Origin of the sequence: Akkermansia massiliensis, assembly GCF_018847375.1 — a bacterium.
Classification (GTDB): Bacteria; Verrucomicrobiota; Verrucomicrobiia; order Verrucomicrobiales; family Akkermansiaceae; genus Akkermansia; species Akkermansia massiliensis.
Genome location: NZ_CP072036.1, coordinates 990,859 through 1,015,205 on the forward strand (window position 1 = coordinate 990,859; position 24,347 = coordinate 1,015,205).

Annotated in this window: 25 protein-coding genes; 12 read left to right on the forward strand and 13 right to left on the reverse strand. The window is 58.7% G+C overall.

What is annotated here, in order from left to right:
• From J5W70_RS04115 to J5W70_RS04130, 4 genes are all read left to right on the forward strand, one after another.
• Complete coding sequence (locus tag J5W70_RS04115) at window positions 1-603, forward strand: sugar O-acetyltransferase (RefSeq protein WP_022396388.1); 603 nt, start codon at window positions 1-3, stop codon at window positions 601-603.
• Window positions 600-1,247 (forward strand): HAD family hydrolase, encoded by a 648-nt coding sequence (locus J5W70_RS04120; protein ID WP_022396389.1) that lies wholly within the window; start codon window positions 600-602, stop codon window positions 1,245-1,247. Before J5W70_RS04115 ends, J5W70_RS04120 begins: the two co-directional genes overlap by 4 nt.
• 54 nt (window positions 1,248-1,301) lie before the next feature.
• Window positions 1,302-2,288 (forward strand): AEC family transporter, encoded by a 987-nt coding sequence (locus J5W70_RS04125; RefSeq protein ID WP_022396390.1) that lies wholly within the window; start codon window positions 1,302-1,304, stop codon window positions 2,286-2,288.
• Window positions 2,289-2,523: 235 nt separating this feature from the next.
• Window positions 2,524-3,006, forward strand: a complete 483-nt coding sequence (locus tag J5W70_RS04130) for a hypothetical protein (RefSeq protein WP_102727931.1) — start codon at window positions 2,524-2,526, stop codon at window positions 3,004-3,006.
• A 140-nt stretch (window positions 3,007-3,146) separates the two neighbouring features.
• Here the strand turns inward: J5W70_RS04130 and J5W70_RS04135 are convergent, their stop codons facing one another.
• The 8 genes from J5W70_RS04135 to J5W70_RS04170 all read right to left on the reverse strand — a co-directional run bounded on the left by J5W70_RS04135 (window position 3,147) and on the right by J5W70_RS04170 (window position 9,052).
• Complete coding sequence (locus J5W70_RS04135; protein ID WP_022396392.1) at window positions 3,147-4,214, reverse strand: 3-deoxy-7-phosphoheptulonate synthase; 1,068 nt, start codon at window positions 4,212-4,214, stop codon at window positions 3,147-3,149.
• Window positions 4,215-4,372: 158 nt separating this feature from the next.
• On the reverse strand, window positions 4,373-5,014 hold the full coding sequence (locus J5W70_RS04140; protein ID WP_022396393.1) for a type II secretion system protein: 642 nt from the start codon (window positions 5,012-5,014) through the stop codon (window positions 4,373-4,375).
• Between the two features lie 165 nt (window positions 5,015-5,179).
• Window positions 5,180-5,659, reverse strand: a complete 480-nt coding sequence (secG, locus tag J5W70_RS04145) for a preprotein translocase subunit SecG (RefSeq protein ID WP_022396394.1) — start codon at window positions 5,657-5,659, stop codon at window positions 5,180-5,182.
• Window positions 5,660-5,700: 41 nt separating this feature from the next.
• A complete protein-coding gene (locus J5W70_RS04150) occupies window positions 5,701-6,039 on the reverse strand; it encodes an aspartate 1-decarboxylase (RefSeq protein ID WP_067569353.1) in 339 nt (112 codons plus the stop codon).
• 73 nt (window positions 6,040-6,112) lie between these two features.
• Entirely contained in the window at window positions 6,113-7,048 is a 936-nt protein-coding gene (gene ribF, locus J5W70_RS04155) for a riboflavin biosynthesis protein RibF (RefSeq protein WP_022396396.1), read from the reverse strand.
• Between the two features lie 4 nt (window positions 7,049-7,052).
• Window positions 7,053-7,769: a tRNA pseudouridine(55) synthase TruB gene (gene truB, locus J5W70_RS04160; RefSeq protein WP_022396397.1), complete on the reverse strand. Its 717-nt coding sequence runs from the start codon at window positions 7,767-7,769 to the stop codon at window positions 7,053-7,055.
• 14 nt (window positions 7,770-7,783) lie between these two features.
• A complete protein-coding gene (locus J5W70_RS04165; RefSeq protein WP_022396398.1) occupies window positions 7,784-8,797 on the reverse strand; it encodes a DHH family phosphoesterase in 1,014 nt (337 codons plus the stop codon).
• An 87-nt stretch (window positions 8,798-8,884) separates the two neighbouring features.
• On the reverse strand, window positions 8,885-9,052 hold the full coding sequence (locus J5W70_RS04170) for a hypothetical protein (protein WP_022396399.1): 168 nt from the start codon (window positions 9,050-9,052) through the stop codon (window positions 8,885-8,887).
• 220 nt (window positions 9,053-9,272) lie between these two features.
• Here J5W70_RS04170 and J5W70_RS04175 point away from each other — a divergent pair, with 220 nt between their 5' ends.
• Window positions 9,273-10,124 (forward strand): metallophosphoesterase, encoded by an 852-nt coding sequence (locus tag J5W70_RS04175; RefSeq protein WP_022396400.1) that lies wholly within the window; start codon window positions 9,273-9,275, stop codon window positions 10,122-10,124.
• 112 nt (window positions 10,125-10,236) lie between these two features.
• On the forward strand, window positions 10,237-11,271 hold the full coding sequence (locus J5W70_RS04180; protein ID WP_215832942.1) for an SIR2 family protein: 1,035 nt from the start codon (window positions 10,237-10,239) through the stop codon (window positions 11,269-11,271).
• A 13-nt stretch (window positions 11,272-11,284) separates the two neighbouring features.
• Here J5W70_RS04180 and J5W70_RS04185 read toward each other — a convergent pair whose 3' ends face one another.
• Genes J5W70_RS04185 through rfaD form a run of 4 tightly spaced genes read right to left on the reverse strand, consistent with a single transcriptional unit; the run spans window position 11,285 to window position 15,294 of the window.
• Window positions 11,285-12,268: a glycosyltransferase family 8 protein gene (locus tag J5W70_RS04185; protein WP_022396402.1), complete on the reverse strand. Its 984-nt coding sequence runs from the start codon at window positions 12,266-12,268 to the stop codon at window positions 11,285-11,287.
• Window positions 12,269-12,289: 21 nt separating this feature from the next.
• Complete coding sequence (locus J5W70_RS04190; RefSeq protein ID WP_022396403.1) at window positions 12,290-13,315, reverse strand: glycosyltransferase family 2 protein; 1,026 nt, start codon at window positions 13,313-13,315, stop codon at window positions 12,290-12,292.
• A complete protein-coding gene (locus tag J5W70_RS04195) occupies window positions 13,312-14,286 on the reverse strand; it encodes a glycosyltransferase family 9 protein (RefSeq protein ID WP_022396404.1) in 975 nt (324 codons plus the stop codon). Before J5W70_RS04195 ends, J5W70_RS04190 begins: the two co-directional genes overlap by 4 nt.
• 21 nt (window positions 14,287-14,307) lie before the next feature.
• On the reverse strand, window positions 14,308-15,294 hold the full coding sequence (rfaD, locus tag J5W70_RS04200) for an ADP-glyceromanno-heptose 6-epimerase (RefSeq protein WP_102721708.1): 987 nt from the start codon (window positions 15,292-15,294) through the stop codon (window positions 14,308-14,310).
• A gap of 301 nt (window positions 15,295-15,595) precedes the next feature.
• Here rfaD and J5W70_RS04205 point away from each other — a divergent pair, with 301 nt between their 5' ends.
• The 6 genes from J5W70_RS04205 to J5W70_RS04230 all read left to right on the forward strand — a co-directional run bounded on the left by J5W70_RS04205 (window position 15,596) and on the right by J5W70_RS04230 (window position 23,789).
• On the forward strand, window positions 15,596-16,750 hold the full coding sequence (locus J5W70_RS04205; RefSeq protein ID WP_022396406.1) for a glycosyltransferase family 2 protein: 1,155 nt from the start codon (window positions 15,596-15,598) through the stop codon (window positions 16,748-16,750).
• Window positions 16,751-16,776: 26 nt separating this feature from the next.
• Complete coding sequence (locus J5W70_RS04210; protein WP_022396407.1) at window positions 16,777-17,583, forward strand: hypothetical protein; 807 nt, start codon at window positions 16,777-16,779, stop codon at window positions 17,581-17,583.
• A gap of 452 nt (window positions 17,584-18,035) precedes the next feature.
• Window positions 18,036-19,310, forward strand: a complete 1,275-nt coding sequence (locus J5W70_RS04215; protein ID WP_146020052.1) for a glycosyltransferase — start codon at window positions 18,036-18,038, stop codon at window positions 19,308-19,310.
• A gap of 122 nt (window positions 19,311-19,432) precedes the next feature.
• Entirely contained in the window at window positions 19,433-20,431 is a 999-nt protein-coding gene (locus J5W70_RS04220; protein WP_022396409.1) for a glycosyltransferase family 10 domain-containing protein, read from the forward strand.
• Between the two features lie 92 nt (window positions 20,432-20,523).
• Window positions 20,524-22,599, forward strand: coding sequence for an acyltransferase family protein (locus tag J5W70_RS04225; protein ID WP_022396410.1), 2,076 nt, complete (start codon window positions 20,524-20,526; stop codon window positions 22,597-22,599).
• A 158-nt stretch (window positions 22,600-22,757) separates the two neighbouring features.
• Window positions 22,758-23,789: a glycosyltransferase family 10 domain-containing protein gene (locus J5W70_RS04230; protein ID WP_022396411.1), complete on the forward strand. Its 1,032-nt coding sequence runs from the start codon at window positions 22,758-22,760 to the stop codon at window positions 23,787-23,789.
• Between the two features lie 40 nt (window positions 23,790-23,829).
• Here the strand turns inward: J5W70_RS04230 and J5W70_RS04235 are convergent, their stop codons facing one another.
• A complete protein-coding gene (locus tag J5W70_RS04235; protein ID WP_102721605.1) occupies window positions 23,830-24,342 on the reverse strand; it encodes a hypothetical protein in 513 nt (170 codons plus the stop codon).
• Window positions 24,343-24,347: the final 5 nt, after the last annotated feature.

Below are 24,347 nucleotides of genomic sequence, written 5' to 3' on the forward strand. Positions count from 1 at the left end.
ATGACTGAACTGGAAAAATGCATGGCGGGCGAATGGTATGACTGCCATGACCCGGTGTTTCTGGAATTCAAGAGCAAGACCCACCGGCTCCTGATGAAGTACAATTCCCTGCCTTACGACCATAAGGAGGAAAAGCGCCAGGTGTTGAAGGAAATGCTGGGCAGCATCGGCGCCAAAGTATCCATCGGTCATTCCTTCACCTGCGACTACGGGCGCAACATCCACATCGGGAACAACGTCACCGTCAATACGGGCTGCACGTTCGTGGACTGCAACAGGATCACCATCGGCAGCAATGTGCTCATCGCTCCCAATGTGCAGATTTACACCGCTACGCACCCCATTGAGCTGAATGAGCGCCTCACTCCCGTGGAAACGGCGGAGGGCATGGAATACATTCGCCATACCTTCGCCCTTCCGGTGACGATAGAAGACGGCTGCTGGATTGGCGGCGGCGTCATCATCCTGCCGGGAATCACGATCGGAAAAGGCAGCGTCATCGGCGCCGGAAGCGTGGTCACCAAAAACATTCCCCCCGACAGCCTGGCGGCGGGAAACCCCTGCAGGGTTATCCGTAAAATCAACGGGAATCGCGAACAATGATTAAACTGATCGCTTTTGACCTGGACGGGACGATAGGGGAGACGGTCCCCATGTGCATCCGGGCGTTTGAAAAAGCAGTTTCCCCCTACGCGGGCCGTACGCTGAGCGAACGGGAAATTACGCAGACCTTCGGCCTGAATGAAGTAGGAATGATTAAAATGGTCGCCGGGGAAAAATGGCAGGAAGCCCTTCATGATTTTTACCCGGTTTATGAAAAGATGCATGAAGAATGCCCGAAACCGTATGAAGGCATTCGCGAATTGATCAACACCTTGAAAAAGGAGGGAATATTGGTTGCCCTGATTACCGGAAAAGGAGAAAAGAGCTGCCGCATCACGCTTGAACAATTCGGCATGCAGGATCTGTTCTGCTCTGTCAAGACCGGTGCGGAAGACAGGCCGAACAAGGCGGAAGCCATTGGGGAACTGCTGCATGACTGCCACCTGGCAAAGGATGAATTTTATTACGTCGGGGATGCGGTATCGGATGTAACCGCCTGCAGGAAAGCGGGCGTGACCTGCCTGTCCGCCGCCTGGGGAACTACCGCGGACATCCGCGGCCTGGAAGAAGCCAACCCTTCAAAAGTATTTTTCAGCATCAGGGACCTGTCGCATTTCCTGCTCCGGACGCGGGAAAACACATAACCTGTTCCGTTTTTTTATTTGCCTTAATCAATCGCGCCCTGCAATCCTGCCGCCATGGACACCGGTTCCATCATCCTCACTTCCTTCCTCTCCACCATTCCCGTTTATCTTTTCTTCGCCACGGGTTTCTATCTGCGCCACAAGCAGGTCATCCAGGCGGACCATGACGCGCCCATCATGCGCATCGCGATGGATGTGGCCTATCCCTGCCTCGTCTTCCACAGCATCATGAAGTACATGGTGCTCTCCGGGAATGAAACGCTCAGCAGCGTTTCCTTTTCCCTCCAGGCTATTGCAGCCGGAGCGCTGGAACTTCTGCTGGGCATCGCGTCCGCATGGCTGGTCGCCAAAATGCTGCGCATGCGCATCGGCACGGGCCTGCGCACCTTCACCCTGACGGCGGGGGTGCAGAACTACGCCTTTTTCGTCATTCCCATTATCCAGATGCTGTTCACGGCCAGCAATGACCCCACGCTGGGCGTCCTTTTCGTCCACAACGTGGGGTGTGAACTGGTCGTATGGAGCATCGGCGTCATCATCATCGCAGGCGGTCCGGGCAACCTGAACATGGGCGTCTTCTTCCGCGGCCCCCTGCTGGCGGTCATCGTGGGCCTGGCACTCGCCTGGTCTGGCCTGGGAACCTATGTAGCCCAGCCGCCTCTCATGAAAACCTTTGAAATGATCGGCAACTGCGCCACGCCCCTGTGCCTGATCCTGTTCGGCTGTTCCATGAGAGACCTGTGGCACAACATGAAGTGGGAGCCCAAACCCATCATCTGCGGGCTGCTGACGCGCTTGGGACTGGCTCCGGCGCTGCTGCTCCTGATGGCCTATTTCCTGCCGGTGGACGACTATATCAAGCGCGTCATCATCATCCAGGCGGCGATTCCCTCCGCCGTCATCCCGGTCATTCTGGCCAAACGCTTCGGCGGCCATCCCGACCTGGGCACCCAAATCCTGCTGACCACTACCGTGGCTTCCTTCCTTACGCTGCCCTGCTGGCTGGCTCTGGGTTCCTCACTGGTCGTGCCGTTGTATTAAAGGCGGCGCGGCAGCGTCATCGCCCGGCTGGGACACGGGGCAGTCAAACGGGCCAGCTCCGTGCTTCCGGAACCTTTCCCGTTCATGGATGCGGTTCCCTTGTTGGATACTCCATCAGCAGAACCATTCCAGTCCTGGAACGCCTTTATTCTTTCTGGGCCCCACCACATTTCCATGCTGAAGCTTTCCCACCTTTGTGTTGACTCCCCCGGCGGATGTGTATTGAATGGGCTCCATGAAGTTTCCTGCTCCCCTTTGCACTGCCGCCGTACTGCCGGTCCTGTTTTCCTGTGCGGAGCAGGTTTCCCGGATTGAACATGTGCGGGAGGTTCCCTTGAAAACCACGGTGGTTCCTGCAGAAGATGTAGGCATGCACCGCTCCCAGGCTACTTACCTGCTGCATGGCGCCGTCTCCCAGCAACAGCGCCTCCAGCGTCTGGGCCAATACTACTTCGTCACCTGGAATGATGCGAACCCGGAACAGGCGGCCACCCTGGTCATGATGTACCGCCAGGGAAAAACAGGTTCAGCCGTCCTGACGAAATCCATTTCCTACCCTGCCGGGAGAAAGGGAGGCACGCAAAATTCCGTTTTTGAATTCATCGGGGATGAAGCCAAAACAAAAGGGGAGATTCTCGCATGGAAGCTCGTCCTGAAGGACAACCACGGCAAAACAATCTCCGAACGCCATTCCTACCTGTGGGGAGACGACCATTGACCCTCCGGCAAAAACGCCGAAGGGCCAATGAAAAGTAACCAGATATAAAGGATTGGAACTACGGCTTCCGGGTACAATCACCCAAGGCGTACCCCCTGGTCCTTAATCACTAGGAATGTCTTCCGCCAACACCGGAAGACTTACGCTTCCTGCCGTTTGGCACGGCGCTTGCGGACGGCGGCGGCAAGGTTTTCCAGCACTTCCACCGTGGTGTCCCAGCCGATGCACTGGTCCGTGATGCTCTTGCCGTACACCAGGTCGGAGCTCAGCGGCTGGGCCCCTTCCACGATGTTGCTCTCAATCATTACGGCCACCACCTGGTCGGAACCGTCGGAAATCTGTTCCGCGATGCTGGCGGCCACCGCCGGCTGTTTGCGGTAATCCTTGCAGCTGTTGCCGTGGGAGCAGTCCACCATAATGCGGTTGTTGATGCCGGCCTTCTGCAAGGCTTCCGCTGCTTCCTTCACATGTTGGTCATCGAAATTCGGGCCCAGGGAGGAACCGCGCAGAATCAGGTGGCAGGACTTGTTGCCCGTGGTGGAAACGATGGCGGAAACACCCTGCTTGGTCACGGAAAGGAAGCAGTGCGGGCAGGAGGAGGAAATGATGGCGTCCACGGCAATCTGGAGACTGCCGCTGGTGCCGTTCTTGAATCCCACGGGCATGGAAAGCCCGGAGGCCAGTTCACGGTGCACCTGGCTTTCCGTGGTGCGCGCGCCAATGGCTCCCCACGTAATCAGGTCCGCTATATATTGCGGGGTGATGGTGTCCAGGAACTCCGTGGCGGCGGGAATCCCCATGTCACCCAGGCGCAGCAACAGCCCGCGGGCCATGTGGAGGCCGCGGTTAATGTCAAAGGTATGGTTCATGAACGGGTCATTGATGAGGCCCTTCCAGCCCACCGTGGTGCGGGGTTTTTCAAAATACACGCGCATGATGATCACCAGATCCTTTTCAAAGCGCGCCATCTGCTCCTTCAGGCGGGAGGCATAGTCCACTGCGGCCTGGGGATCATGGATGGAGCACGGCCCCACCACCACCAGCAGGCGGTCGTCGTGGCCGGAAATGATGTTCTCCGCATTCTTGCGGGTCGTAGCCACCATTTTGGCGATTTCCGTGGTCGCCGGATAATCCTTGATCAGGATGGCGGGGGAAATCAGGGGCTCGATGTCTTGAATGCGTACGTCGTCTGTTTTGAACCAGTTCATGTCTGGGACTTATTGAGGGGTTTTTGAGAGTGGTTGAAAAGAAAAAAATACGGTTTGGAGGCAATATGCCTGAATATATCGCGGGGCCTCGCGGCCATAAGCCGGAAGCCCCGCAAAATAAATCGGTCCCGTCTCTCAACAGGCGGTCCCGGAATGCGTTACCAGGAAGTCACGTTGTCTTCCGTCATTTCCGGATTGTTGATGTGGCCATCCTCCGTGCTGCCCTGCTTGTCCTTGCCGACGCTGTAAACGGCCACGTTCTTGGTCACCATGCGGGAACCGACCTGGACGCGGGGGGTGCGGTCGTCGGGATTGGCATTCAAAATGATGTGGTAGGGGGATTCCCACGGGTCCATCAGGCCCACGCGGCCGCGGCTTTCAAAGAACAGGCCGGGAGAACCTTCCACATCCGTGGTCGTGGTGTTGAAATAGGCCGTTTTCTTGGGATTCAGCTTCCTATCTTCATCCCCGCGGTCCATGTAGTTGGTCAGGATGCTCATGATGCGGCTGTCGTCATCCACGGCGGTCGTCATGTAATACTGTCCGTCCTTGCGGGCCTGCTTGGCCATTTCCCGTCCGCTCCAGGCTACGGGAACGCGGCCGTTGTCCAGCATGTAGTTCTCAACGGCTGTCTGCAAACCGTTGCAATCGCTCCGCGCCGTGGTAACCCGTGATTTTTCCATCACGCCGTTCACCACCGTCATGGCAATGCCGGCCAGCGTCAGGATAATGGCGATCACCACAAGCAATTCAATCAACGTGAATCCCTTGGATTTACGGTTCAAAAAAGGTGCCTTCATACTTTGCCAAGAGTAGCGCAATTACGGTTCAGGGCAAGCGGAAAACAACCGGAACCGCCAATTTCAAAGCGCGTTTCCGGAGCGGCAAACATGCGGCGCATGACCCCGGCATGCAAACGCCCCGGCTGTCGGAGGACGGCCGGGGCGTTTAAAAAGAACATTCTTTTAATTAGCGGGAGCGGGAGCTTCCGGAGAGACAGGAGCGGGAGCTTCCGGCACAGCGGGAGCCGGAGCCTGTGAAGAAGCGGCTTCCGCCTCAGCGGCGCGCCTGCGCAGCTCCTCCTGCTGGAGTTCTTCCGGCGTCTTGGCGGGAACGGAGGCTTCCTGCTTGGCGGCGGCCTTCATCATTTCCGGGCTCAGCAGACTTTCCGAGCTCTTGACGTGCTGGCGGTTGATCAGCATGCCCAGCACCAGGCAAAGAATCATGAAGGCGGAGCCGAAGTACACCGTAGCTTTTTTCAGCACATCCGTAGTCCGCGCGCCGAAGGCCTGGTCCGTGATGGCGGCGCCGAAAGCGGCTCCCAGCCCTTCCTGCTTGGGTCTCTGCATAAGCACCACGCCCAGGAGGAGAAGTGACACAATCACCAGAACGGCAAAGAGTAACTGAATGCTGATATTAAGTGAATTTGCTAAAAAAAGGTTCATGAACGCGGGGAGTATGTGTGAATTCAGATGGTTTGTAAAGTCTAGGAAATGATTTCGTTATGCTCGTTGCAAACGATTTTCTTGGGAACGATGGGCTTGTCCGACAGGGCAAAGCTCATGATAACCACCCGTTCGCCCGTCTTGATCAAATGGGCCGCGCCGCCGTTCATGATGATGTTCCCCGTACCGGCAGGCCCCTGCAGGGCATACGTTTCCAGACGGTTTCCGGACGTGACGGACGCCACGAGGACCTTTTCTCCGGGCCACAGGTCCACAGCGGCCATCAAATCGGCAGGAATTTCAATACTGCCTTCATATTGAACATCGCCACGGGTAATCATGGCGCGATGGATTTTTGATTTTAACTGCTCAACCAACATGACGTCCGAACAACAAACCCCCGATCGCTCTTTCGGTCAAGCCGTCATCCTCCATTTTACGGTTTTCTGTGTCTTACTCACCCCGTTTCAACACTTCAGCGGCATGGGCGGCGTCCCGGGCAAGCTGGTTTTTCAGTTCTTCCAAAGAGGGGAATTTGGCCTCCGGCCTCAGGAACCGGACCGGCTCCACTTCCATTTCCTGCCCGTAAATGTCCCCCGGCCGGCCGAATAAATGCGTTTCCAGCAACAGTTCCCCCGCATCCCCCTCCACCGTGGGACGCACCCCCAGGTTGGCGACGCCCCCATATTCCGCCCCGTTCACCCGGGCGCGTACGGCGTAAACGCCATGAGGAGGCTGCAACCCGCAGCCGGGCTTCATATTGGCCGTGGGGTAGTCCAGCAGGCGTCCCAATTGGCGTCCATGAATCACCGGGCCCCTCCAGCGGTAGGGACGGCCCAGCATGCCGGCCGCCTGTAAAAAATCCGCCGCACGCACGGCTTCGCGAATCCGGGTGCTGCTCACGCGCTCCCCGTCCCGCAGGATGGGCGGAACGGCCGTCACTCGGAACCCGTAGCGGCCGGACAAAAGGCGCAGGGTTTCCACATCGCCCGCGCGGCCTCGGCCAAAGTGCCAGTCTTCCCCCACGGCAATCTCCGCCACGCGGCAGGAGGCGCAGAGCTCCCTGATGAATTCCTCCGGGCTCATGGAAGCCAGCCGGGAGGAAAATTCCAGCGTCAGCACCATCTTCACCCCCAGCTCTTCCATCAGGGCGAACTTTTCCGCATCCACCGCCATAATGGCAGGCGGCACGCTTTCCGGGCGGACACGGGCCAGCGGATGAGTGCGAAACGTCAGCACGGCGGCAATGCCTCCGTCACGGGCCGCGCCTTCCACCGCTGCGGCAATCACTCCGGCATGCCCCAGGTGCAGCCCGTCAAACATCCCCATGGCCCAGTGCACGGGGGAAGAAACACCCTTCAGTTCCTTGAACTCCCGGTAAATGACCATGCTGCTACCTGGCAATCAGAATGTCCGCCAGCTCCTCCAGGGAAAGCATGGCCCGGAACAGCTCCTCCCTGGGGGCGGTTTTCAGGGTGTCCACCGTAACGGCGCGCTCCAGCGTAAAAGAGCCGGACCTGATGCGCCGGAGGGCGCTCAAATGCGCTCCGCAGCCCAGCGCCTTCCCGATGTCATACGCATAGGAACGCACGTAAAAACCCTTGGAGCATTGAACGGTAAAGTCCACTTCCGGAACGGCCACGCGGGAAATTTGATGGCCGAACACCTCCACGGGCCGCGGCTCCCTCACAACTTCCTGCCCCTTGCGGGCCAGCTTGTACAGCGGGACGCCGTCCTTTTTAATGGCGGAAACCATCGGGGGAATCTGCTCAAAAGCGCCGTCAAACCGGTCAAACGCCTCGCGCACGGCCTGTTCCGTCACGCCGTCCACGGAATACTCCGCCACCACTTCCCCCATGGCGTCCTGGGAAGAGGTCTCCACTCCCAGCGTGAGGGTTCCGGCGTATTCCTTGTGTTCGCACATCAGCTTGTCCTGAAGCTTGGTCGCCTTTCCCACCACCAGCATCAGCAGCCCCGTAGCCATGGGGTCCAGCGTGCCGCAGTGGCCGATCTTCTTAATCCCCAGGGAGCGGCGCGCAATCGCCACCACGTCGTGGGAGGTCATGTCCTGCGCCTTGTCAATCAACAGGACGCCCGAGGGAGCTTGCATGGAATCTGAAGCGTTCATGAAATCTGCTGTTGGAGCACGCGTTCCACTTCCTCCTGCATGGCCTTCAGGATGGTGAGGCGCACTTCTTCAATGGGTCCCCTGATGCGCACTCCGGCGGCCATGGCATGTCCGCCGCCTCCAAAACGGGAGGCAAGCTCCGCCACGGATATTTCAGGGGTCTTGGACCTCAGGGAAATGCGGATACGGGGATCGTCCTCCGCCTCCTCCAGATAAGCGGCCAGCCAGACTCCCTGCACGGAACGCAAAAGGTCGATCAGGCCTTCCGTGTCCTCCGGACGGCTGCCGATCCGTGCCTTCGCCTCATTCGTCAGGCAGAACGTGCAAATCCTGCCGTCCGGCGTCAGCCTCATGCCGTTCAGAGCCTCGCGCATCAGCTGCATCTTCACCCAGGGCTTTTCCTGGTAAAGCTGGCGGTTGATGTCCTGGACGTCAACGCCCATCCGGATCAAATCCGCGGCCAGCTCCATCACGGCCGCCGTCGTCATCTGGTACTGGAAGGAACCCGTATCCGTGCTGACGGCCACGTATAGGGCGTCACGCATTATCGGGGTAACGGGAACGCCCAGATACTTGAAAAAATAATACAGCACCGCACCCGTGGCGCACTCGTCCGGCAGAACGCATTGCACGTCCCCGAACAATTCATTAGTCTGGTGGTGGTCGATGTTCGCCCACACCTTCACTCCCGCCAGGGCCTTCAGACTGCGTTCGCCCAGCCTCTTGAACGCGCCGTTGTCCACGGAAACGGCCACTTCCACGTCCACCGGCTCATCGGGCGTGGGGATGATATTTTCCACGCCCGGCATAAAGGCCAGATTGGAAGGCACGCCGTCCTCGTTCATCATCACCACCTTCTTGCCCATCTGCTTCAGGGCTTCCCCCAGCGCCAGCGTGGAACCGATGGCGTCACCGTCCGGATGCACGTGCGCAATTACCGCAAAGCTGTCATGTCTGCGGAACAGGTCCGCCAAAGGCGCAAATTTGGGACAATGTTTCCAATCTTCCATATGTTCTGCCGCATTTTTATAGAAAAAGCCGCACTTGGACAATCACCAAGTGCGGCTTGAAAAGTCGTACCTAATCCCGGAAGAGGATTACTTCTTGGACTTCATGACCACCGGAGCCACATCCACGGCGGGCTGGTTCAGGTCATTGAACTTGGGAAGGGGGGTCAGGGGGGGAGCACCCTGATCCTGACAGCAGCAGGAAGCCATGATGCTCGCCGCAAAAGCGGCAAGAGCCATAACGGTAATCTTCTTCATATGCGTGGTTAAATGATGGGTGATAAAGGATATGGAAATATCTTGGAGCATAAAAGCATACCATGCGGGCGCCCGTCAATCAAATTTGCTAAAATCTCCCAAGGGGGCGCCTTTCCGCCTGCTTCTCCCCGCAATCGGGCCTTTCTCAAATGGCAAGACGCATAAATCGCTCGCCTGCGGTCCTCAGGAATTATAGTCTCTGCCAAGCCGCTTCCCTTCCATGCCCTTCTCCGTCAGAATACTCCGGCTTTTCGGCACCCTGCTGCTGGGCGTCTGCGCGCTCGGCGTAGCCGGCATTACCTGGGCGTACCTGATAGAACCCAATCTTCTGTTCGTCCGGAAGGTGGACTACCGCGTCCCCCAGTGGAACGGCCGCGGAAAACCCGTTAAAGTCGTCATTGCCGGAGACCTTCACCTGATGCCCACGGCCTTTGATGAAGTGAGGGCGCTGCGCTACGTCCGGAGAATCATGCAGCTTCAGCCGGACTTGATCCTGCTGGTAGGGGATTATGCCCGCGGCGCCAGCAGAAACGCCAGCATGAGCCCCGCCGCGGCCGCCCGGCTGCTGCGGGGGCTGGCAGCGCCCTGCGGCGTCTTCGCCATCCAGGGGAACCATGACTTCACCTTCGGCTGGGACAACTGGCGCAAGGAACTGACCCGGGCCGGCATCACGGTGCTGGAAGACCAAAGCGCGCTTGTCACGTTCAAGGACGGCAGGCAGCTCCAGCTATCCGGAATGCTGGACACCTCGCGCAATTCCAAAAAACGGCTCCCCAAGCGCCAGTCCCCGGATATACCCCATTTCCTGCTTTCCCACCGTCCGGAAGCGGATCACATGCTTTCCCATGGGGACGCGGACATCGTCATCAGCGGCCATACCCACGGCGGCCAGATACGCCTTCCCTTCAATCTCCTGTGGTTTGAAGCCAGCCCGGAACACGCCCAGCCCTACACCTACCCCTGGCATATTTCCGGCGGCAACACCTATCTGATTACCAAGGGGGTGGGAACCAGCACGCTCCCCCTCCGCTTCAACTGCCCTCCGGAGATCTATCTGCTGGAACTGCACTGACGCCGGCAGCCCTTTTCATGCCGGACTAGACGGCGGCGGGAAAAGGATTTTTCTTTGTTTCTTGATTTTTCGCGGCCATGGACCAGCATGGAGAATGGTTCTGCTGTTTTCCATGATGACTACTTCCACCAATACCAAATCCACCCTCAGAAAGAACGCCGTCCTGTTTGGCAACGGTTTGATCCGCACACTGGGAAGCCCAAGCAGCATTGACCTGCTCAAGGAAACCGTCTGCCCTCCCTGCAACGGCGGTGAAGGCTGCAAGCAAGACATCTATTGCCCGTTCAGGGACCAGGGGGATTATCTGCCTTTTCCCCTGATTTACGAGTATTTGATCCTGAAAAAACAAAAACGGCATCCGGAAGCCGACATGGGCAAAGTATCCTCCGATGTGCGTGACCGGCTCAAGAAGAAACTGGAAGAGTTCACCCCGCAGAAATATCCCGGCTCCGTTTTACACCAGCTTGCCGCCCTTCCAATAGACGACTATCTGACCACCAATTACGACACGTTCCTGGTGCAGATCCTGGAATCACAGCATTACAAGACAAGCCAGCGCCGGAATTCGGAAACCAAATACAGCATCCGCCGCCATGTCTGCATGGAGAAGGAACGCCGCTCCCTCCGCATCTGGAACATTCACGGCACCTATAATGAAAAACCCTCCTCCTTCACGATTCAATACGGGTATGAGCACTATTGCGGCTGCATCGGTAAAATTGACAGCTATTTAAAGGGAACCTACACTTACTGGGTCCAAAAACAGAAAAAAGAAATAGCGGGCATCCCGGAAAAGCTGCGCAAGCCGCAGCTTCAACTGGAGGAATCATGGATTGACCTGTTTTTCTTTTCCAACGTTTACATCATGGGGCTGAATCTTTCTTCGGAAGAAATAGACCTGCTGTACATCCTGAACCTCCGGTCACGATGGCTGCGCGATTCAAAAAAGGCGCGCTGCATTCAAAACCGCATCGTTTTCTACGGCCAGCCCGCCAAAGCCATGAAAGCCCTTCTGGAAGAATTTGATGTGGAGGTTTGCTCTTCTTCGCCCACGCCTCCCGGAAAAAACGCGAAAGGTACGGATTACGAGAAGTATTACCGGGCGGTTTTACGTGATATCCAGTCCAGAATAGAACAGGAACATTAACCCGCATCCGGCTTCAGGAGCATGTGCCATCCTCCTTCTCAAACTGCTTTTGAAGCCTGAGAATTTTATTCCTGGTCATCCGGTAAACAGGCCTGTAAAGGTGCTTTTTCAGGATGGCCGGGAGGGTTCTTCCGGGCAGCGGGCCATGCAGCAGCCCGGCTTCACGCATGGCGCGTTCGTAACGTTCCCCTTCATAGCGCCAATTATACCGCCAGGGCTTGTGCACCCCCTGGTAATGCAGAATGCCCGGTTCCAGCGCCGCTTCCACCGCCTGGCGCGGCGTCACTCCTCGCCAGAACCGTTCCCTGGGGTCGTTCTTCAGGATGCGGCGCGTCAGGCCGTCATGCCAGTTCCAGCGCGGATGCAGCGGCACGGTCAGCTCGCACAGGGCGCCGTTCAGCGCGTCCTGGTCCGGGCAGGTCAGCCTGTCCCGGTGGCTGACGGCATAATCCAGCACGGCCCTGACCAGGTTCTTTTCCCGGAATACGTCCACATTCATCAGCAGCACGCCGGAATTGAAATACCCCGTGCAGGTCAGCGGCATCTCCAGGCGTTCGTTGAAATGGGAACCGGGCCTGGAAAAATTCTCAAACACCACTCCCACCGCCTTCCCGGACATATCCGTCCGGAACAGCTCCGTCAAATCCCGGCAAACCAGAACGTCAATATCCAGATACAGGATGTTGCCCCGCTCCTCCTTCAATAACTCCGGGATGAACACGCGGCCCCAGGCGGGCACGGGCCACTGTTCCGTATGGGGAAAGTCGTGCTCCTCCAGAATGCCGGAAACGTCTATGAACTCCAACCGGCACTCAAACGGGGCCGCCAGGCGCTCAATGCTGTTCCGGTTCTCCCCGTCAATGCCGTCGGAAAGGATGTAAATCTTGTAAAAGGTTTCCGGAGCAGCGGTGCTCAGCAGGGAAAACACGGTAACGCTCAAAGGCAGGATGCCCCGGTTGTCACTGGCCAGGACGACGGCAAATTCATTCTTCTTCATCGGTCGATCGTTCGGGTGGTGTCAGCGGCGCAGCAGCCGGGCGCCCGCTTTGCGCATTCTCTTCCAGTAATAGGAAAAGTCCAAGCCGGATTTTCCGGCCAGCCAGGTTTTCAGCAGTTTTTCTTCCCGGCGGGACAGGCGGGAATCCTCCTCTCCGGGACGGTACAGGTTTTCTTCACGGAGCATTCGGGACACTTTCCGGGTGACCTCTTTCTGGACGGCATGGGGGGCGTACTTGCGGATATTCCGCACGCCCATCACCAGCATTTTCAGAAAAGGCGTCCTGTATTCCTCCAGGATTCCGGCTCGTTTCCACTCTTCCAGCACCAGTTGCGCCACCGTCAGGTAATCCAGCGACTGAAGGGAACTGCCGGACGCAAAGCCGCTGGTGATGGACCCGGCGCGCTTGCGGTAAACGTATGCCGCCCTGCTGACCACACACACCCTTCTGCACCGCGGAAAGGCGACATAGTGGAAATACAGGTCCTCGCAGGCAACGCCCTCGGGGAACCGGATGCCATGCTCCTCCACAACGGAACGCCGTATCATCATGCCGCCCGCTCCATGGTGTATTTTACCGATGGTTTCCGGCGTACAGGGAATCCATCCCTTTCCGGGGGGCGCGATGTCCTCCGGCAGGAACCGGTCCTCCCTTCCGGGGTCGGACTCATAATAATACCGGAACCCGCACACCAGCTTGTCGGCGTCCAGCGCCTTCGCACGGCTGTACATCTCCTCCAGCAAATCCGTTTCCAGCCAGTCGTCTGAATCCACCAGCACCAGGTATTCTCCCTGCGCATAGCTCATCGCCAGGTTCCGGGTGCGGGAAAGGCCGCCGTTTTCCGGGGCCTGCACCACTTTCACCCGCTGGTCCCGCTCCGCAAACTCCCGCAGGATGGACAGGGACCCGTCCGTGGAAGCGTCGTCCACGCAAACCACTTCCAGCTCCCGGAGCGTCTGTGCGCAGATGCTTTCCAGGCACTGGGCCAGATACGGTTCCACATTGTAAACCGGAACCAGCACGGAAATTTTCACGGGAGCCGTCATGACGCCTGCGGAGTGGCCGCCATTTTTGCAGGTTCAAGCTCTTCCTGCGGGGGCAGGAAGGGCTCCAGCGTGGACCACGCCTGGTCCACCGTAATTTCCTCAATAGAGCCGGGGGAAATCAGGTTGGAAATGCACCGGGCCGTAATGGCGGACTTGCGCGTCCGGTGGCAGAAAATAGCGGTCACCGGGACCCCGGCATAGGCGCACATGTGCGTAGGCCCCGTATCATTGCCCACACAGGCCAGGGAACGGAGCGCCATCTGGGGAATATCCATCAGGGTGGACTTGCCCAGAAAACTGACGGCCAGGGGGGAGCTGGCGGCAATGGCCTCCACCTCCGCGGCCTCCGCCCGGGTGCCGATCACGACGGAGGAAATGCCCCTTTCCGCCAGGCGCCGAGCCAGGGCGCAAAAATTCTCCACGGGCCAGCGCTTGTAGGGATGGCTGGGGGAACAGCCCGGAATCATCATCACGTAGCGTTCCGGAAGCTCGTCAAAATGCAGCCCTTCCCCGTGCATGAAGGAGAGGTCCGTCAGGACGCGTTCCAGGTGGAACGGCTCCTTCACCACCCTGCCAAACCGGAAGCCGCCTTTTTTCAGCAGCCTTCGCCGTTCCCCGGAATTGCAGGCCACCCAGTCCATGTCATGGTCCAGCAGGAAGCGCACGGCGGGATAATAACGCTTCCTGGTGCGGGAAGATTCCTGGAGGTCGTACACCACGTCAAAATTCCCTTTCACGATGGAACGGATGGCCCCCCACGTGGCGCCCAGCTTCCGGTAGGGCAGGCGGTTGTCCACAATGAAATCGTCAAACACCCCGAGCTGTTCCGCCATGGGAACAAACATCCCCATGGTCATCAGGGTGATATGCGCCTCCGGATGGAGCTCCCGGAGCCGCTTCATCGTCCCCATGGCAAGCACCACGTCGCCAAGGGCGCCGTGCTTGATCATCAGAATGCGCTGTGCGGGCATGGGCGGAAAAAGGAATGCGGGTTAAACGTAGCTGTCCTCCCTGTCCAGATACTTCTGCACGTACTGGCGCACGCCGTCCTCCAGGGAAGTCATGGGAGCTGCATAGCCGGCGGCGCGCAGCCTGGAAAGGTCCGCCTGCGTATAATACTGGTACTTGCCCTTGAGTTCTTCAGGCATCTCCCGGTAGGCGATCTTTTCCTGGAGCCCCAGCGCATTGAACGCCGCCTTCGCCAGATCGTAGAAGGAGCGCGCCTCCCCGGACCCCACATTGAACAATCCGCTCACCTCCGGATGGTCCAGCAGCCAGAGCACCACGTTCACGCAGTCACCCACCCACACGAAGTCCCGGAGCTGCCAGCCGTCCCGGTAGTCGGGATGGTAGGACTTGAACAGCTTCACCGTTTCATTCACCTTCACCTGGGGGAAAATGTGGGCCACCACGCTCTTCTGCCCCCCCTTGTGGTATTCATTGGGGCCGTACACGTTGAAAAACTTGAGCCCGGCGTACTGGGGAGGAACCGGCCGCCCTTCCTTCACCTCCCGGGCCACCTTGCGGTCAAACAGGGCCTTGCTCCAGCCATACGCGTTCAGGGGGCGCAGGGCATTGACGTGCTCCAGGGAGGAGTCATCGTCAAACCCCATGGAGCCGTCCCCGTACGTGGCCGCAGAAGAGGCGTAAATAAACTGCTTGCCGTACAGGGCGCAGAACTCCCACAGGCGCCAGCTCAGCGTGAAATTCGTCCGGATGATCAGATCGGCGTCCGTCTCCGTGGTGGCGGAAATGGCCCCCATGTGAATGACGGCCTCAATTTCCTCCGCATGCGCCTCCATGTAGTCAAGCATGTCCTCCGGAGGAATCACGGCGCACAGCTCTCTCTTGGCGATGTTTTTCCACTTGTCGGAAGAGCCCAGCTCATCCACCACCACAAGATCCTTTTTACCGGCCTTTTCCAGAGCGGCGACAATGTTTGAGCCGATGAAGCCGGCCCCACCCGTGACAATAATCATAAGAGAAGAATAAATGAAGAAGTTGTACGGCCTTTTGTACCACATCCACCCGGCCCTAGGCAACTGCCATTTGAGGCGTTCCCGGACTCCAAATTCTCAACGAATTTACAATCCGGATACTCCAACCCCTGGCCGGACCATGCGGAAAACCGTTGGAACGCAATCCCCGCGCATCCCGCGGAATCCCCGGCCTTCATCCCCTCTTTTCATGCTGACAACGTTAAAAACCTTCGGTAATATTTATCTTGCAAAAATTATCATTGACCACGGATTGTAAATCCGTTACATACATTATAAGCTTATGCGTCCCGACGTTTCCATCATCGTTCCCTGCTACAATGTAGCCGCTTATGTGGACGACTGTCTGGACAGCCTGGTTCGGCAGACCCTCCGGAACATTGAAATCATCTGCATCAATGACGGCTCCATGGACGATACCTGGGCGCACCTGCTCCGCTGGAAGGAAAAGGACGGCAGAATCATCCTTCTGAACCAGCAGAACGCGGGCGTTTCCGCCGCAAGGAACGCGGGGCTGGATGCGGCGCGGGGCCTTTACGTCGGCTTTGCGGACCCGGACGACTACGTGGACCCGGAAATGTACTCCCGCCTTTTTTCCGCGGCCCTGGAACATGATGCGGACATCGTGGAGTGCGGCAACCATGTCTTCGAGGACTCGTCGGACCGGCTCATTGAGGCCAGAAGGAGGTCGCCCTCCTGGCATTTTGAAAAGGACGCCTCCCCGGCCAGCTTCTTCCGGGACTCCATCTGGGGGAAAATGGACATCTGCGTATGGAGCAAGCTGTTCCGGAAAAGCATGCTGGACGCCCACCGCCTCCGCTTCAATGTGAACCTGAAATCCGGCGCGGAGGATGAAACCTTCCGGCTGATGGCCGTCCCCCACGCCTCCCGCCTCCTGTTCATTCCGGACTGCCTGTATTACTACCGCCTCATGCGGAGCGGTTCCCTTTCCCGCCGCTGCAATGACCCCACCTACTTCAAATGCGTGCAGGAATTCCAGCGTCTGCTGTACATCGTGGACTACTGGAAGGAACACGGATGGCAGAATGAAGGCCTGTTCGCCTACGGCGTGCGGAAAATCAGGCCTTTCTTCGTTTCCAAGCATCCTCTTTTCCACCAGATGACCGCCGTTCAGCAACAGTCCCTGCTGGACTGGTGGCACCTGTTCTACCGGAACGCGGAAGGGGCTCGGTTCCTCTCCGTCCTGCCGGGCCGGGACAGGCAACTGGTGGACCTGCTGAACTCGGCGCAGCCGCCATCCAACGGCTGGGGCCGCATCCTGCTGGCGGCCTGTTCCCTGCTTCCCGGACAGAAGGGACGCTATTATTCCTGCAAAAGAATGCTCGCGGAACATTTTTCCCAAGCGCATTCCAACGGTTCCCAAGGGAAAAACGCCTCGCCGGAAGAGCCGTTTGACACATCGCCGCCTTCCCTGTAAATTGCCTTATCCCTACCTTCCGGACAATGAACCGCTTTCTCTCATTCGCAGACTCCCGCATGGCGGCCGCCCTGGAACGGCTGGGCAGGCAGGCGGAAGCGCTGGATTTTTTCGATGAGATCACGCTGTTCACGGAACATGACCTTTCCGCGGAATTCACCGGCCGCATGGGCAAATACCTGACGCCGTCCTGCCGGGGATTCGGGTACTGGTCCTGGAAACCCTGGTCCATCCACCACGTCCTGCAGGACATGCAGGAAGGCGACCGCCTCCTGTACCTGGATGCAGGCTGCCATATCAACATTAACGGAGCGAAGCGTTTCCGGGAATATGTGGACATGCTGGACCGGGACAGCCGCGGCATGCTGGTTTTCACCAACGGGCAGCCGGAATACAAATGGACCAAGGGGGACATCCTGCGCCACTTCGGCGTTTCCGGGGAAGACGTCCATGTCACGCACACCCAGCAAATTGCGGGAGGGCACGTCTTTCTGAAAAAGAACCCGGTCACGGAAAACCTGATCCGGGACTGGCTCCATGTCTTTTACGACCATCTGCACCTGGCGGACAATTCTCCCTCCGCCTCTCCCAACCTGCCGGGCTTTGTAGAAAACCGGTATGACCAGAGCATCTTCTCCATCCTGTGCAAGCTGCAGGGCATCACCGCCCTGGACGGTACGGAAACCTATGCGGAGGACTGGGAACAGCTTTCCTCCTTTCCATTCCAGGACAGGCGCGACATGGGAATCCCGCGGACCGCAAAAAAAGGCTGGCTGCAAAAATGCAGGCAACTTCTTCTTCCCGCCAAAAAGGGCGGATTAGGAATCCGGTAAGGATGCCACAGCTCGGAAAAGCTCTCCTTTTCCCCCCTCCGGGATGGTCCAATTGCCGCTCCATCAACATTCTCCCCATCTCCCTTTCATGGTCGCGTACCTCCCGGGAGCCACGGCCTCCCGGCCCTGATACCTATCGCCTCCGGAACGCAGCAACGGCTATTTAATATTATTTATACTATTATATACAATGAGTTATATCTATTATAGCCAGAAATCTTCCGCTCCCAGGCGCCGAAGCCGCAAAACACCGTCAATCAAAATATCCTTTCACAGCCGCGGCCCCTCCGTGAGCCAGCTTCCCCTGCTTCTTGTTGAAAGAAGAAGCCTCCCTGACATCAGGGCCAGCGTCTGCCGGTTCACGGAATAACGGCAAGCGAAATCTTCCCAAAACGTTTTTCTTTCAGATTTGCAGGCTTGACGCCGGATTCCTAATCCTCATACTCCCCTATGTGACTTCTCCTCAACGCAGGACAGTATTCCAAGTCTCCCACAGCGTATCGGCCAGCTCCGCTCCCTACCGGTTGAATGATGCCCTGAACCGGAATATTTCCGATATGGAATCCGTCCTTCTGCTCAGGAGGCGCAAGGGAATAGACGGCCTGGAAATCAGCAGATCCGCCGCCAGAAGAGCTACGGACGCGCTGCGCCGCCATCTGGCGCATGGATTTGACGCCCTGCTGCCGGAAAGAAGGAGGGACCTGCCCTTCTCCCTGAACGTGCTGGGCATGGGGTTCGACACCGCCCAGATGGAGAAAGCCGACCTGGTGCACCTGCACTGGATAGGCGGCCGAACGGTGGATTTCACGCGGCTGAGCCACATCCGCCGCCCGCTGGTCTATACGCTGCACGACATGTTTGCCTGCACCGCGGGGTGCCACTGCACCATGGACTGCGACCGATTCCGGGACGAATGCCGCGGCAGTTGCCCCCAGCTCGGCACTCCCCGCCTCTTCCGCGGCCTTCCGGCGTGGCTGTTCTCCCGCAAGCGCCGCTCCTTCGCCCGCATACCGTCCCTGACGCTGGTGACGCCCTCCCTCTGGCTGAAAAGGGAAGTGGAAAAAGGCTGCATGTTCCCCGGAAGAAGGATTGTCCAGATTTACAACCCCGTGGATACGGACCTCTTCCGCCCGGCGGAAGACCGGGAGGCCATCCGTGCGGCCCTGGGCATCCCGTCCGGAGCCTTTGTCATTGCCTGCGGCGCAACCGGCCTGTTCAATCCGGTCAAGGGAGGCCATTTCATCCCCCTGGTGCTGGAGGAACTGTACCGGCGCGGGCACAGGAACCTTCATCTGCTGCTCTTCGGCAACCAGGAAAAGAACGTGGAATTCCCCTTCCCCAGCACAAATGCCGGCTTCATTACGGACATGAACAAGCTGGCCGGGCTTTACAGCGCGGCGGACATCTTCCTGAATCCCACGCTTCAGGACGTCCTTTCCAACGTAGCTCTGGAATCCATGGCCTGCAAGACCCCCTCCGTCACCTTCCGGACGGGCGGAGTTCCGGAAGTGGTCCTGGACGGCAGGACGGGGCTGGTGGCTCCCCAGGGAGACCTGAATCAAATGGCAGGCCACTGCGAACGGCTCATCCGGGACGGAAAGCTCCTGCTGGCCCTGGCGGAGGAAGGCCGCCAACACGCCGAACAAACGTTTTCCTACCCCGTCATTGCCGCGCGGCACGCCGCCCTGTATGAAGAAACGCTCCGGGAATACCGTCGCGAAGGGTGAAAAAGGCTGATGTTTAACCGCCGGGCAACCTTCCCCCAACACGCCCGGCCGGCCCCTGCCTTTGTCATTGACAAGAAAGAGCCGCCCCATACACTCTCAACCACTCCGACCCGCCTTCTCCCATGAAAACGCTTAAAATCTCCTTTTTACAGTCCACTCCGGATTTCGGCAGGGAAGGCATTTACCAGCTCCTGAAAGACCGTTACCGCGTGGTGGAAGACGATTCCGACTTCGACTACCTGATCGCCACCCCCTGGTTTTACGTCAACCGGGAAGCGTTTTACGATTTTCTGGAACGGGCCCCCGGCCATATCACCGTCATGTACGGCTGCCATGAAGCCATCGCGCCGGACTTCATGCTGTTTGACTACTACATCGGGCTGGATGCGGTGCCCGGAAGCGACCGCACCGTCAAACTCCCCTTCCTGCGCCACCATTTGCAGGAAGTGCACGGCGGCAAGGCAGGCCTGGACGTCCGCGCCCTCCTGGCCTCCAAAACGGGCTTCTGCAACTTCATTTACGCCAACCGCAAATCCCATCCCAACCGGGACGCCATTTTTCACAAGCTCTCCTCCGTCCGGTTCGTCAACTCCCTGGGGCCCCACCTCAACAACACGCCGGGCGACGGCCACCGGTCGGAAGACTGGTACGCCTCCTCCATCCGGATGAAAAAGCCGTACAAATTCTCCATTGCCTTTGAAAACGCTTGGTACCCCGGCTACACCAGCGAGAAAATCGTCACCAGCATGCTTGCGGGCACCATCCCCATTTACTGGGGCAATCCGGACATCGGAAGGGAATTCAACTCCGCCGCGTTCATCAACTGCCACGACTTCCCCACCCTGGACGACGCCGCGGCCTACGTGAAGAAAGTGGACAAAGACGACGGCCTGTGGTGTGAAATCATGTCCCGCCCCTGGAAAACCCTGGAACAGGAAGCCCTCTTCCTGGAAGAAACGGAACGTGAAACAGCCAAACTCTACCGGATATTCGACCAGTCTCCGGAAGAAGCGCGCCGCAAGGGGGACGGCACATGGATTGCCTACTACCAGCGCTTTTTAAAACGCGGCCACAGGCTGCGCCTGGCATGGCGGCGGCTGAAGAACCGCCTGCGCCACTGACCCAGGCTCCCGGACAGTTCAACTCCATCCCGGCTTCTCTCGCTTCCTCTTCACTTTCTCCCCCATCCCTGTATTTGCCTTCTTTCCGCCTCATGAACAAATGCCTTTCTGAAAACTTTTGTTCACCTTCCCTCCATCAGGCCGGAAATGCCGCCCACGGAACCTACTTTCCGCACATCGACGGCCTGCGCACCTTTGCCGTGCTGGCCGTCGTCCTGTACCATTTGCAGGAATGGATCTGCCCGGGAGGGTACACGGGCGTGGACATCTTCTTCGTCATCTCCGGCTACCTGATCGGCAGCGGCCTTGTCCGCAGCCTGAAGGAAGGGAACTTCTCCCTGTCCTCCTTTTACTACCGGAGAATCAGGCGCATCATGCCCGCCTATTTCTGCCTGATTGCGGTCGTGCTGGCCTTCGGGTGCGTGGTGCTGGCCTGCGACGACCTGCGGACCCTGGGGCGCACCGTGAGGTCAAGCGCCCTCTTCATCACCAACATTTATTTCAGCAGGACCGCAGGAAACTATTTCAGCCCGGCCGCAGAAGAAAACCCGCTGCTGAACCTGTGGTCCCTGAGCGTGGAGGAGCAATTCTACCTGACGATTCCGCTCGCCCTGTGGCTGCTCTGGAAATTCAGGAAAAACGCCGTCAAGCCCGTTCTCTGCGGAGCCCTGGCGCTCTCCCTGTTCGCCGCCGTCTACCACATGGGGAATCTGGAGCATAACAAGGCCTTTTACCTGCTTCACTGCCGCGCCTGGGAACTCCTGGCAGGCTGTCTCCTGGCCCTGGCTCCCGCCGCTACGGAACAGGGCCGGGGAATACGCTGGCTGCGGCTGGCGGGGTGGGCCGGCATTCTGCTCCCCTTTGCCTGTTATTCCTCCTCCACGCCCTTTCCGGGTTATACGGCCATTCCTTCCGTCGCGGGGGCGGCCCTTCTGATCCGCTACGGAAGCCACGGCTGGTCCGGGCGCATCCTCAGGCATCCGCTCAGCACGGGCATCGGCAAAATCTCCTACTCCCTGTACCTGTGGCACTGGCCCGTCATCGTGTACTGGACCTACTTCTGCTTCAATGAATGCGGTCCGCGGGACTATGCGGGCATGTTCCTTCTCTCCCTTCTTCTCGGTTTCCTTTCCTGGAAATTCGTGGAAACCCCCTTCAGGACAGCCGCCGCATGGCGGAAGCCCGCAAAAGCGTTCCTGCTCACGGCGGCAGGGTGCCTCACGCTGGATTTTGCCGGAGAATGGCTCAAATGGACGGACGGCGCACGGGACTACTGGCACGTGGCCGCCAACAACATATCATTCCCGGAATACTGGAAGGGGCCGGCCTTCCCGCCCTCCTTCGGCATCACGCCCCCTGACCGTGCGGTGGTGGAAAAGGGAAACGCCATCCAGCCCCATCATCCGGAGCTGGGAGACGTGACGGACTACCCCTTTGTACTGCTGGGTAAAACCGGGCAGCCCCCTTCCTTCCTGCTTATGGGAGACAGCCATGCCATGGCCAGCTCTCCGGGCTTTGACGACGCCGCCCGGCTCCTCAACCGGTCAGGCCTGTTCTACCGGGCGCGGCTATGCCCCCTGAGCGGCATTTCCGAGTCCGGAGACGCGGATTCCCTCACGCTGCTGCGCATGATGTACCCGCACTGGGAGCACAACATGGACCTGATTCTGGACTGGCTGGAAAACACTCCCCAGATACACACCGTATTCATCCACAACCGCTGGATTGAACTGGTCAACAGCCACCGGGACATGCGCCTGAAACAACTGGTTGCGGACGGCCTGCTCCACACCTGCGCACGCCTTCGCAAGGCCGGCAAGCAAATCGTGCTGCTGGGTCCCGTGCCTGAATGGACCTTCGGCCCGCGCAAACTCATGCGGCGCAATGCGCTGCTGAACGCCAACCGCGCGGACCGCCTGCTGGGCGGAGACTTCATCACGCGGCAGCGCCCCGTATTCGCCCTGCTGGAGCACATGGAATCCACGGGCCTGTGCCGCTTTATCCCGCTGCACGGCGCCTTCCATAAAAACGGGCGGTGGCTGGAAGAAGACGAGGGGCACCTGATGTACTGTGACGACAACCACCTTTCCCCCTACGGTTCCAGGAAAATGGTTTCCGGCATCCTCGACCAGCTTTTTCCGGGGATGGAAAGCACGGTGTCCAACTGACGGAAGCTCCGCACGGAAAAACGCCCAATCCTTTGACATTGACAAGGAAGGAAGGCCCCCTACACTGACGTCATGCAGCGCCGCCGCCGCGATGCTTCCGGACGGGTTGCCCGACGTACGGCGGAAAGCCCGCGCGCCGCTTCAACGCCTCCATTCCCATGACGGATTCCTCCCGCCCCATACGCATCAAGGTCATCAGAAAATCCACCAAGGCCTCCCCGGATAAAACGGAATCCCTGCTGTGGGGCGACTGCCTGTTCTGCACGGACGCCGCCATGACGGACTATGACTGGGTACTAGTATACGATGAATTCCCCAGGAACTCCATAGGCACCATCAAGGATGAAACGGAACCCCTGCTCTGTCCCCCGGACCAGACCATCCTGATCACGGTGGAACCCCCTTCCATTAAAATCTACAGCCGGGCATACACCGGCCAGTTCGGCACCGTGCTGACTACCCACTCCGTCCGGGACCTCCCGCACCCCAACCATACCCTGGGCCGCGGATGCCTGGAATGGCTGTACATCAAGCCCATGCAGGAGATTCTGGACCAGACGGAATTTCCGAAAACCAAGATGCTTTCCACCATCTGTTCCGCCAAGCAGCACACGCATACCATGCATAAAATGCGTTATGACCTCACGCGCTACCTGGCGGACCGCCTGCCGGAGCTGGACTGGTTCGGGCATGGCATTCAGGAAATAGAAAACAAAACCGTCGCCATGGACGGCTACAAGTACCATCTGTGCGTGGAAAACCATCTGGAACCCCATCACTGGACGGAAAAACTGTCCGACGCCTTCGTCGCCATGACCCTTCCCTTTTACGCCGGGGACCCGCTGGCGACGGAATGCTTCCCGCAGGAAAGCTTCATCCCCATCCCCCTGGACGATCCGCAAAAAGCCTTTGAAATTATCCGCAAGGCCATGGACGGCGGGGAATACGAAAAGCGGCTTCCCGCCATTCGCGAGGCTAGACGCCTGGTGCTGGAAAAGTACAACATGTTCGCCCAGACAGCCGCCGTCATCCACAACCACCGGGGAACGGGAACCGTCCGGCCCGGCGCCACGCTGAAAGGGCGCCACGTCCTGCGGAAAAACCCGCTCAACGCCCTCCGGGAGCTGGCGGATACGCTGGCCTATAAAATCAGGTCACGCGGCAGGCGCGGGACCGGAGCCGGAGTGTAGCCCGGCTGCCGTCCCCAGGATAAGGGCCAAAACTCCCCCCCTACCAGTAAATGGAAGTGCTGGACGGCATTTTGCCGATGGCCTTGCGGCAGGCGGACCGGGCCGCCTCCATGCGGTGGAAGGATTCGGAAGGAACGCTTTCCCCCTGGTATTCAGCCAGCTTCCTGCCCGCCAGATTATGCACGGTCACGGTAACCTTCGTCCTGTAGCCGGGCCGCGTATTGGGACCGGGCAGCGTGGTGAAATAATTCCCGTTGCGAATCAGCACATGCTCCTGCGCCGTCTTGCTGACGGTCGCCACGGCTCCGTAGCCGTCTTCTCCGGGGTACATGACCCGGAATCCCTTGGACGAGAGGGAGGCGGCAGCCGTATCCGCCATCTCCCAGTCGGAGCACTGGACCCTGATCTTGCGGTATTTGACCCGGCGTTCGGCGGCGGCCCGCTGATTCTGCTCCATCTCCTTGTTAAACTGGGCCCATTCTTCCGCCGTACATGCAGCCAGGGAGGCAAACACGGCCGCAGCGGCCCATCTGGTCCAAATTCCGTATCTCATCGCTT

Bases quoted from the DNA above. Each gene is read 5' to 3' on its own strand.
- J5W70_RS04115 (WP_022396388.1), top strand. From the start codon at position 1: ATGACTGAACTGGAAAAATGCATGGCGGGCGAATGGTATGACTGCCAT.
- J5W70_RS04120 (WP_022396389.1), top strand. From the start codon at position 600: ATGATTAAACTGATCGCTTTTGACCTGGACGGGACGATAGGGGAGACG.
- J5W70_RS04125 (WP_022396390.1), top strand. From the start codon at position 1,302: ATGGACACCGGTTCCATCATCCTCACTTCCTTCCTCTCCACCATTCCC.
- J5W70_RS04130 (WP_102727931.1), top strand. From the start codon at position 2,524: ATGAAGTTTCCTGCTCCCCTTTGCACTGCCGCCGTACTGCCGGTCCTG.
- J5W70_RS04135 (WP_022396392.1), bottom strand. From the start codon at position 4,214: ATGAACTGGTTCAAAACAGACGACGTACGCATTCAAGACATCGAGCCC.
- J5W70_RS04140 (WP_022396393.1), bottom strand. From the start codon at position 5,014: ATGAAGGCACCTTTTTTGAACCGTAAATCCAAGGGATTCACGTTGATT.
- secG (WP_022396394.1), bottom strand. From the start codon at position 5,659: ATGAACCTTTTTTTAGCAAATTCACTTAATATCAGCATTCAGTTACTC.
- J5W70_RS04150 (WP_067569353.1), bottom strand. From the start codon at position 6,039: ATGTTGGTTGAGCAGTTAAAATCAAAAATCCATCGCGCCATGATTACC.
- ribF (WP_022396396.1), bottom strand. From the start codon at position 7,048: ATGGTCATTTACCGGGAGTTCAAGGAACTGAAGGGTGTTTCTTCCCCC.
- truB (WP_022396397.1), bottom strand. From the start codon at position 7,769: ATGCAAGCTCCCTCGGGCGTCCTGTTGATTGACAAGGCGCAGGACATG.
- J5W70_RS04165 (WP_022396398.1), bottom strand. From the start codon at position 8,797: ATGGAAGATTGGAAACATTGTCCCAAATTTGCGCCTTTGGCGGACCTG.
- J5W70_RS04170 (WP_022396399.1), bottom strand. From the start codon at position 9,052: ATGAAGAAGATTACCGTTATGGCTCTTGCCGCTTTTGCGGCGAGCATC.
- J5W70_RS04175 (WP_022396400.1), top strand. From the start codon at position 9,273: ATGCCCTTCTCCGTCAGAATACTCCGGCTTTTCGGCACCCTGCTGCTG.
- J5W70_RS04180 (WP_215832942.1), top strand. From the start codon at position 10,237: ATGATGACTACTTCCACCAATACCAAATCCACCCTCAGAAAGAACGCC.
- J5W70_RS04185 (WP_022396402.1), bottom strand. From the start codon at position 12,268: ATGAAGAAGAATGAATTTGCCGTCGTCCTGGCCAGTGACAACCGGGGC.
- J5W70_RS04190 (WP_022396403.1), bottom strand. From the start codon at position 13,315: ATGACGGCTCCCGTGAAAATTTCCGTGCTGGTTCCGGTTTACAATGTG.
- J5W70_RS04195 (WP_022396404.1), bottom strand. From the start codon at position 14,286: ATGCCCGCACAGCGCATTCTGATGATCAAGCACGGCGCCCTTGGCGAC.
- rfaD (WP_102721708.1), bottom strand. From the start codon at position 15,294: ATGATTATTGTCACGGGTGGGGCCGGCTTCATCGGCTCAAACATTGTC.
- J5W70_RS04205 (WP_022396406.1), top strand. From the start codon at position 15,596: ATGCGTCCCGACGTTTCCATCATCGTTCCCTGCTACAATGTAGCCGCT.
- J5W70_RS04210 (WP_022396407.1), top strand. From the start codon at position 16,777: ATGAACCGCTTTCTCTCATTCGCAGACTCCCGCATGGCGGCCGCCCTG.
- J5W70_RS04220 (WP_022396409.1), top strand. From the start codon at position 19,433: ATGAAAACGCTTAAAATCTCCTTTTTACAGTCCACTCCGGATTTCGGC.
- J5W70_RS04225 (WP_022396410.1), top strand. From the start codon at position 20,524: ATGAACAAATGCCTTTCTGAAAACTTTTGTTCACCTTCCCTCCATCAG.
- J5W70_RS04230 (WP_022396411.1), top strand. From the start codon at position 22,758: ATGACGGATTCCTCCCGCCCCATACGCATCAAGGTCATCAGAAAATCC.
- J5W70_RS04235 (WP_102721605.1), bottom strand. From the start codon at position 24,342: ATGAGATACGGAATTTGGACCAGATGGGCCGCTGCGGCCGTGTTTGCC.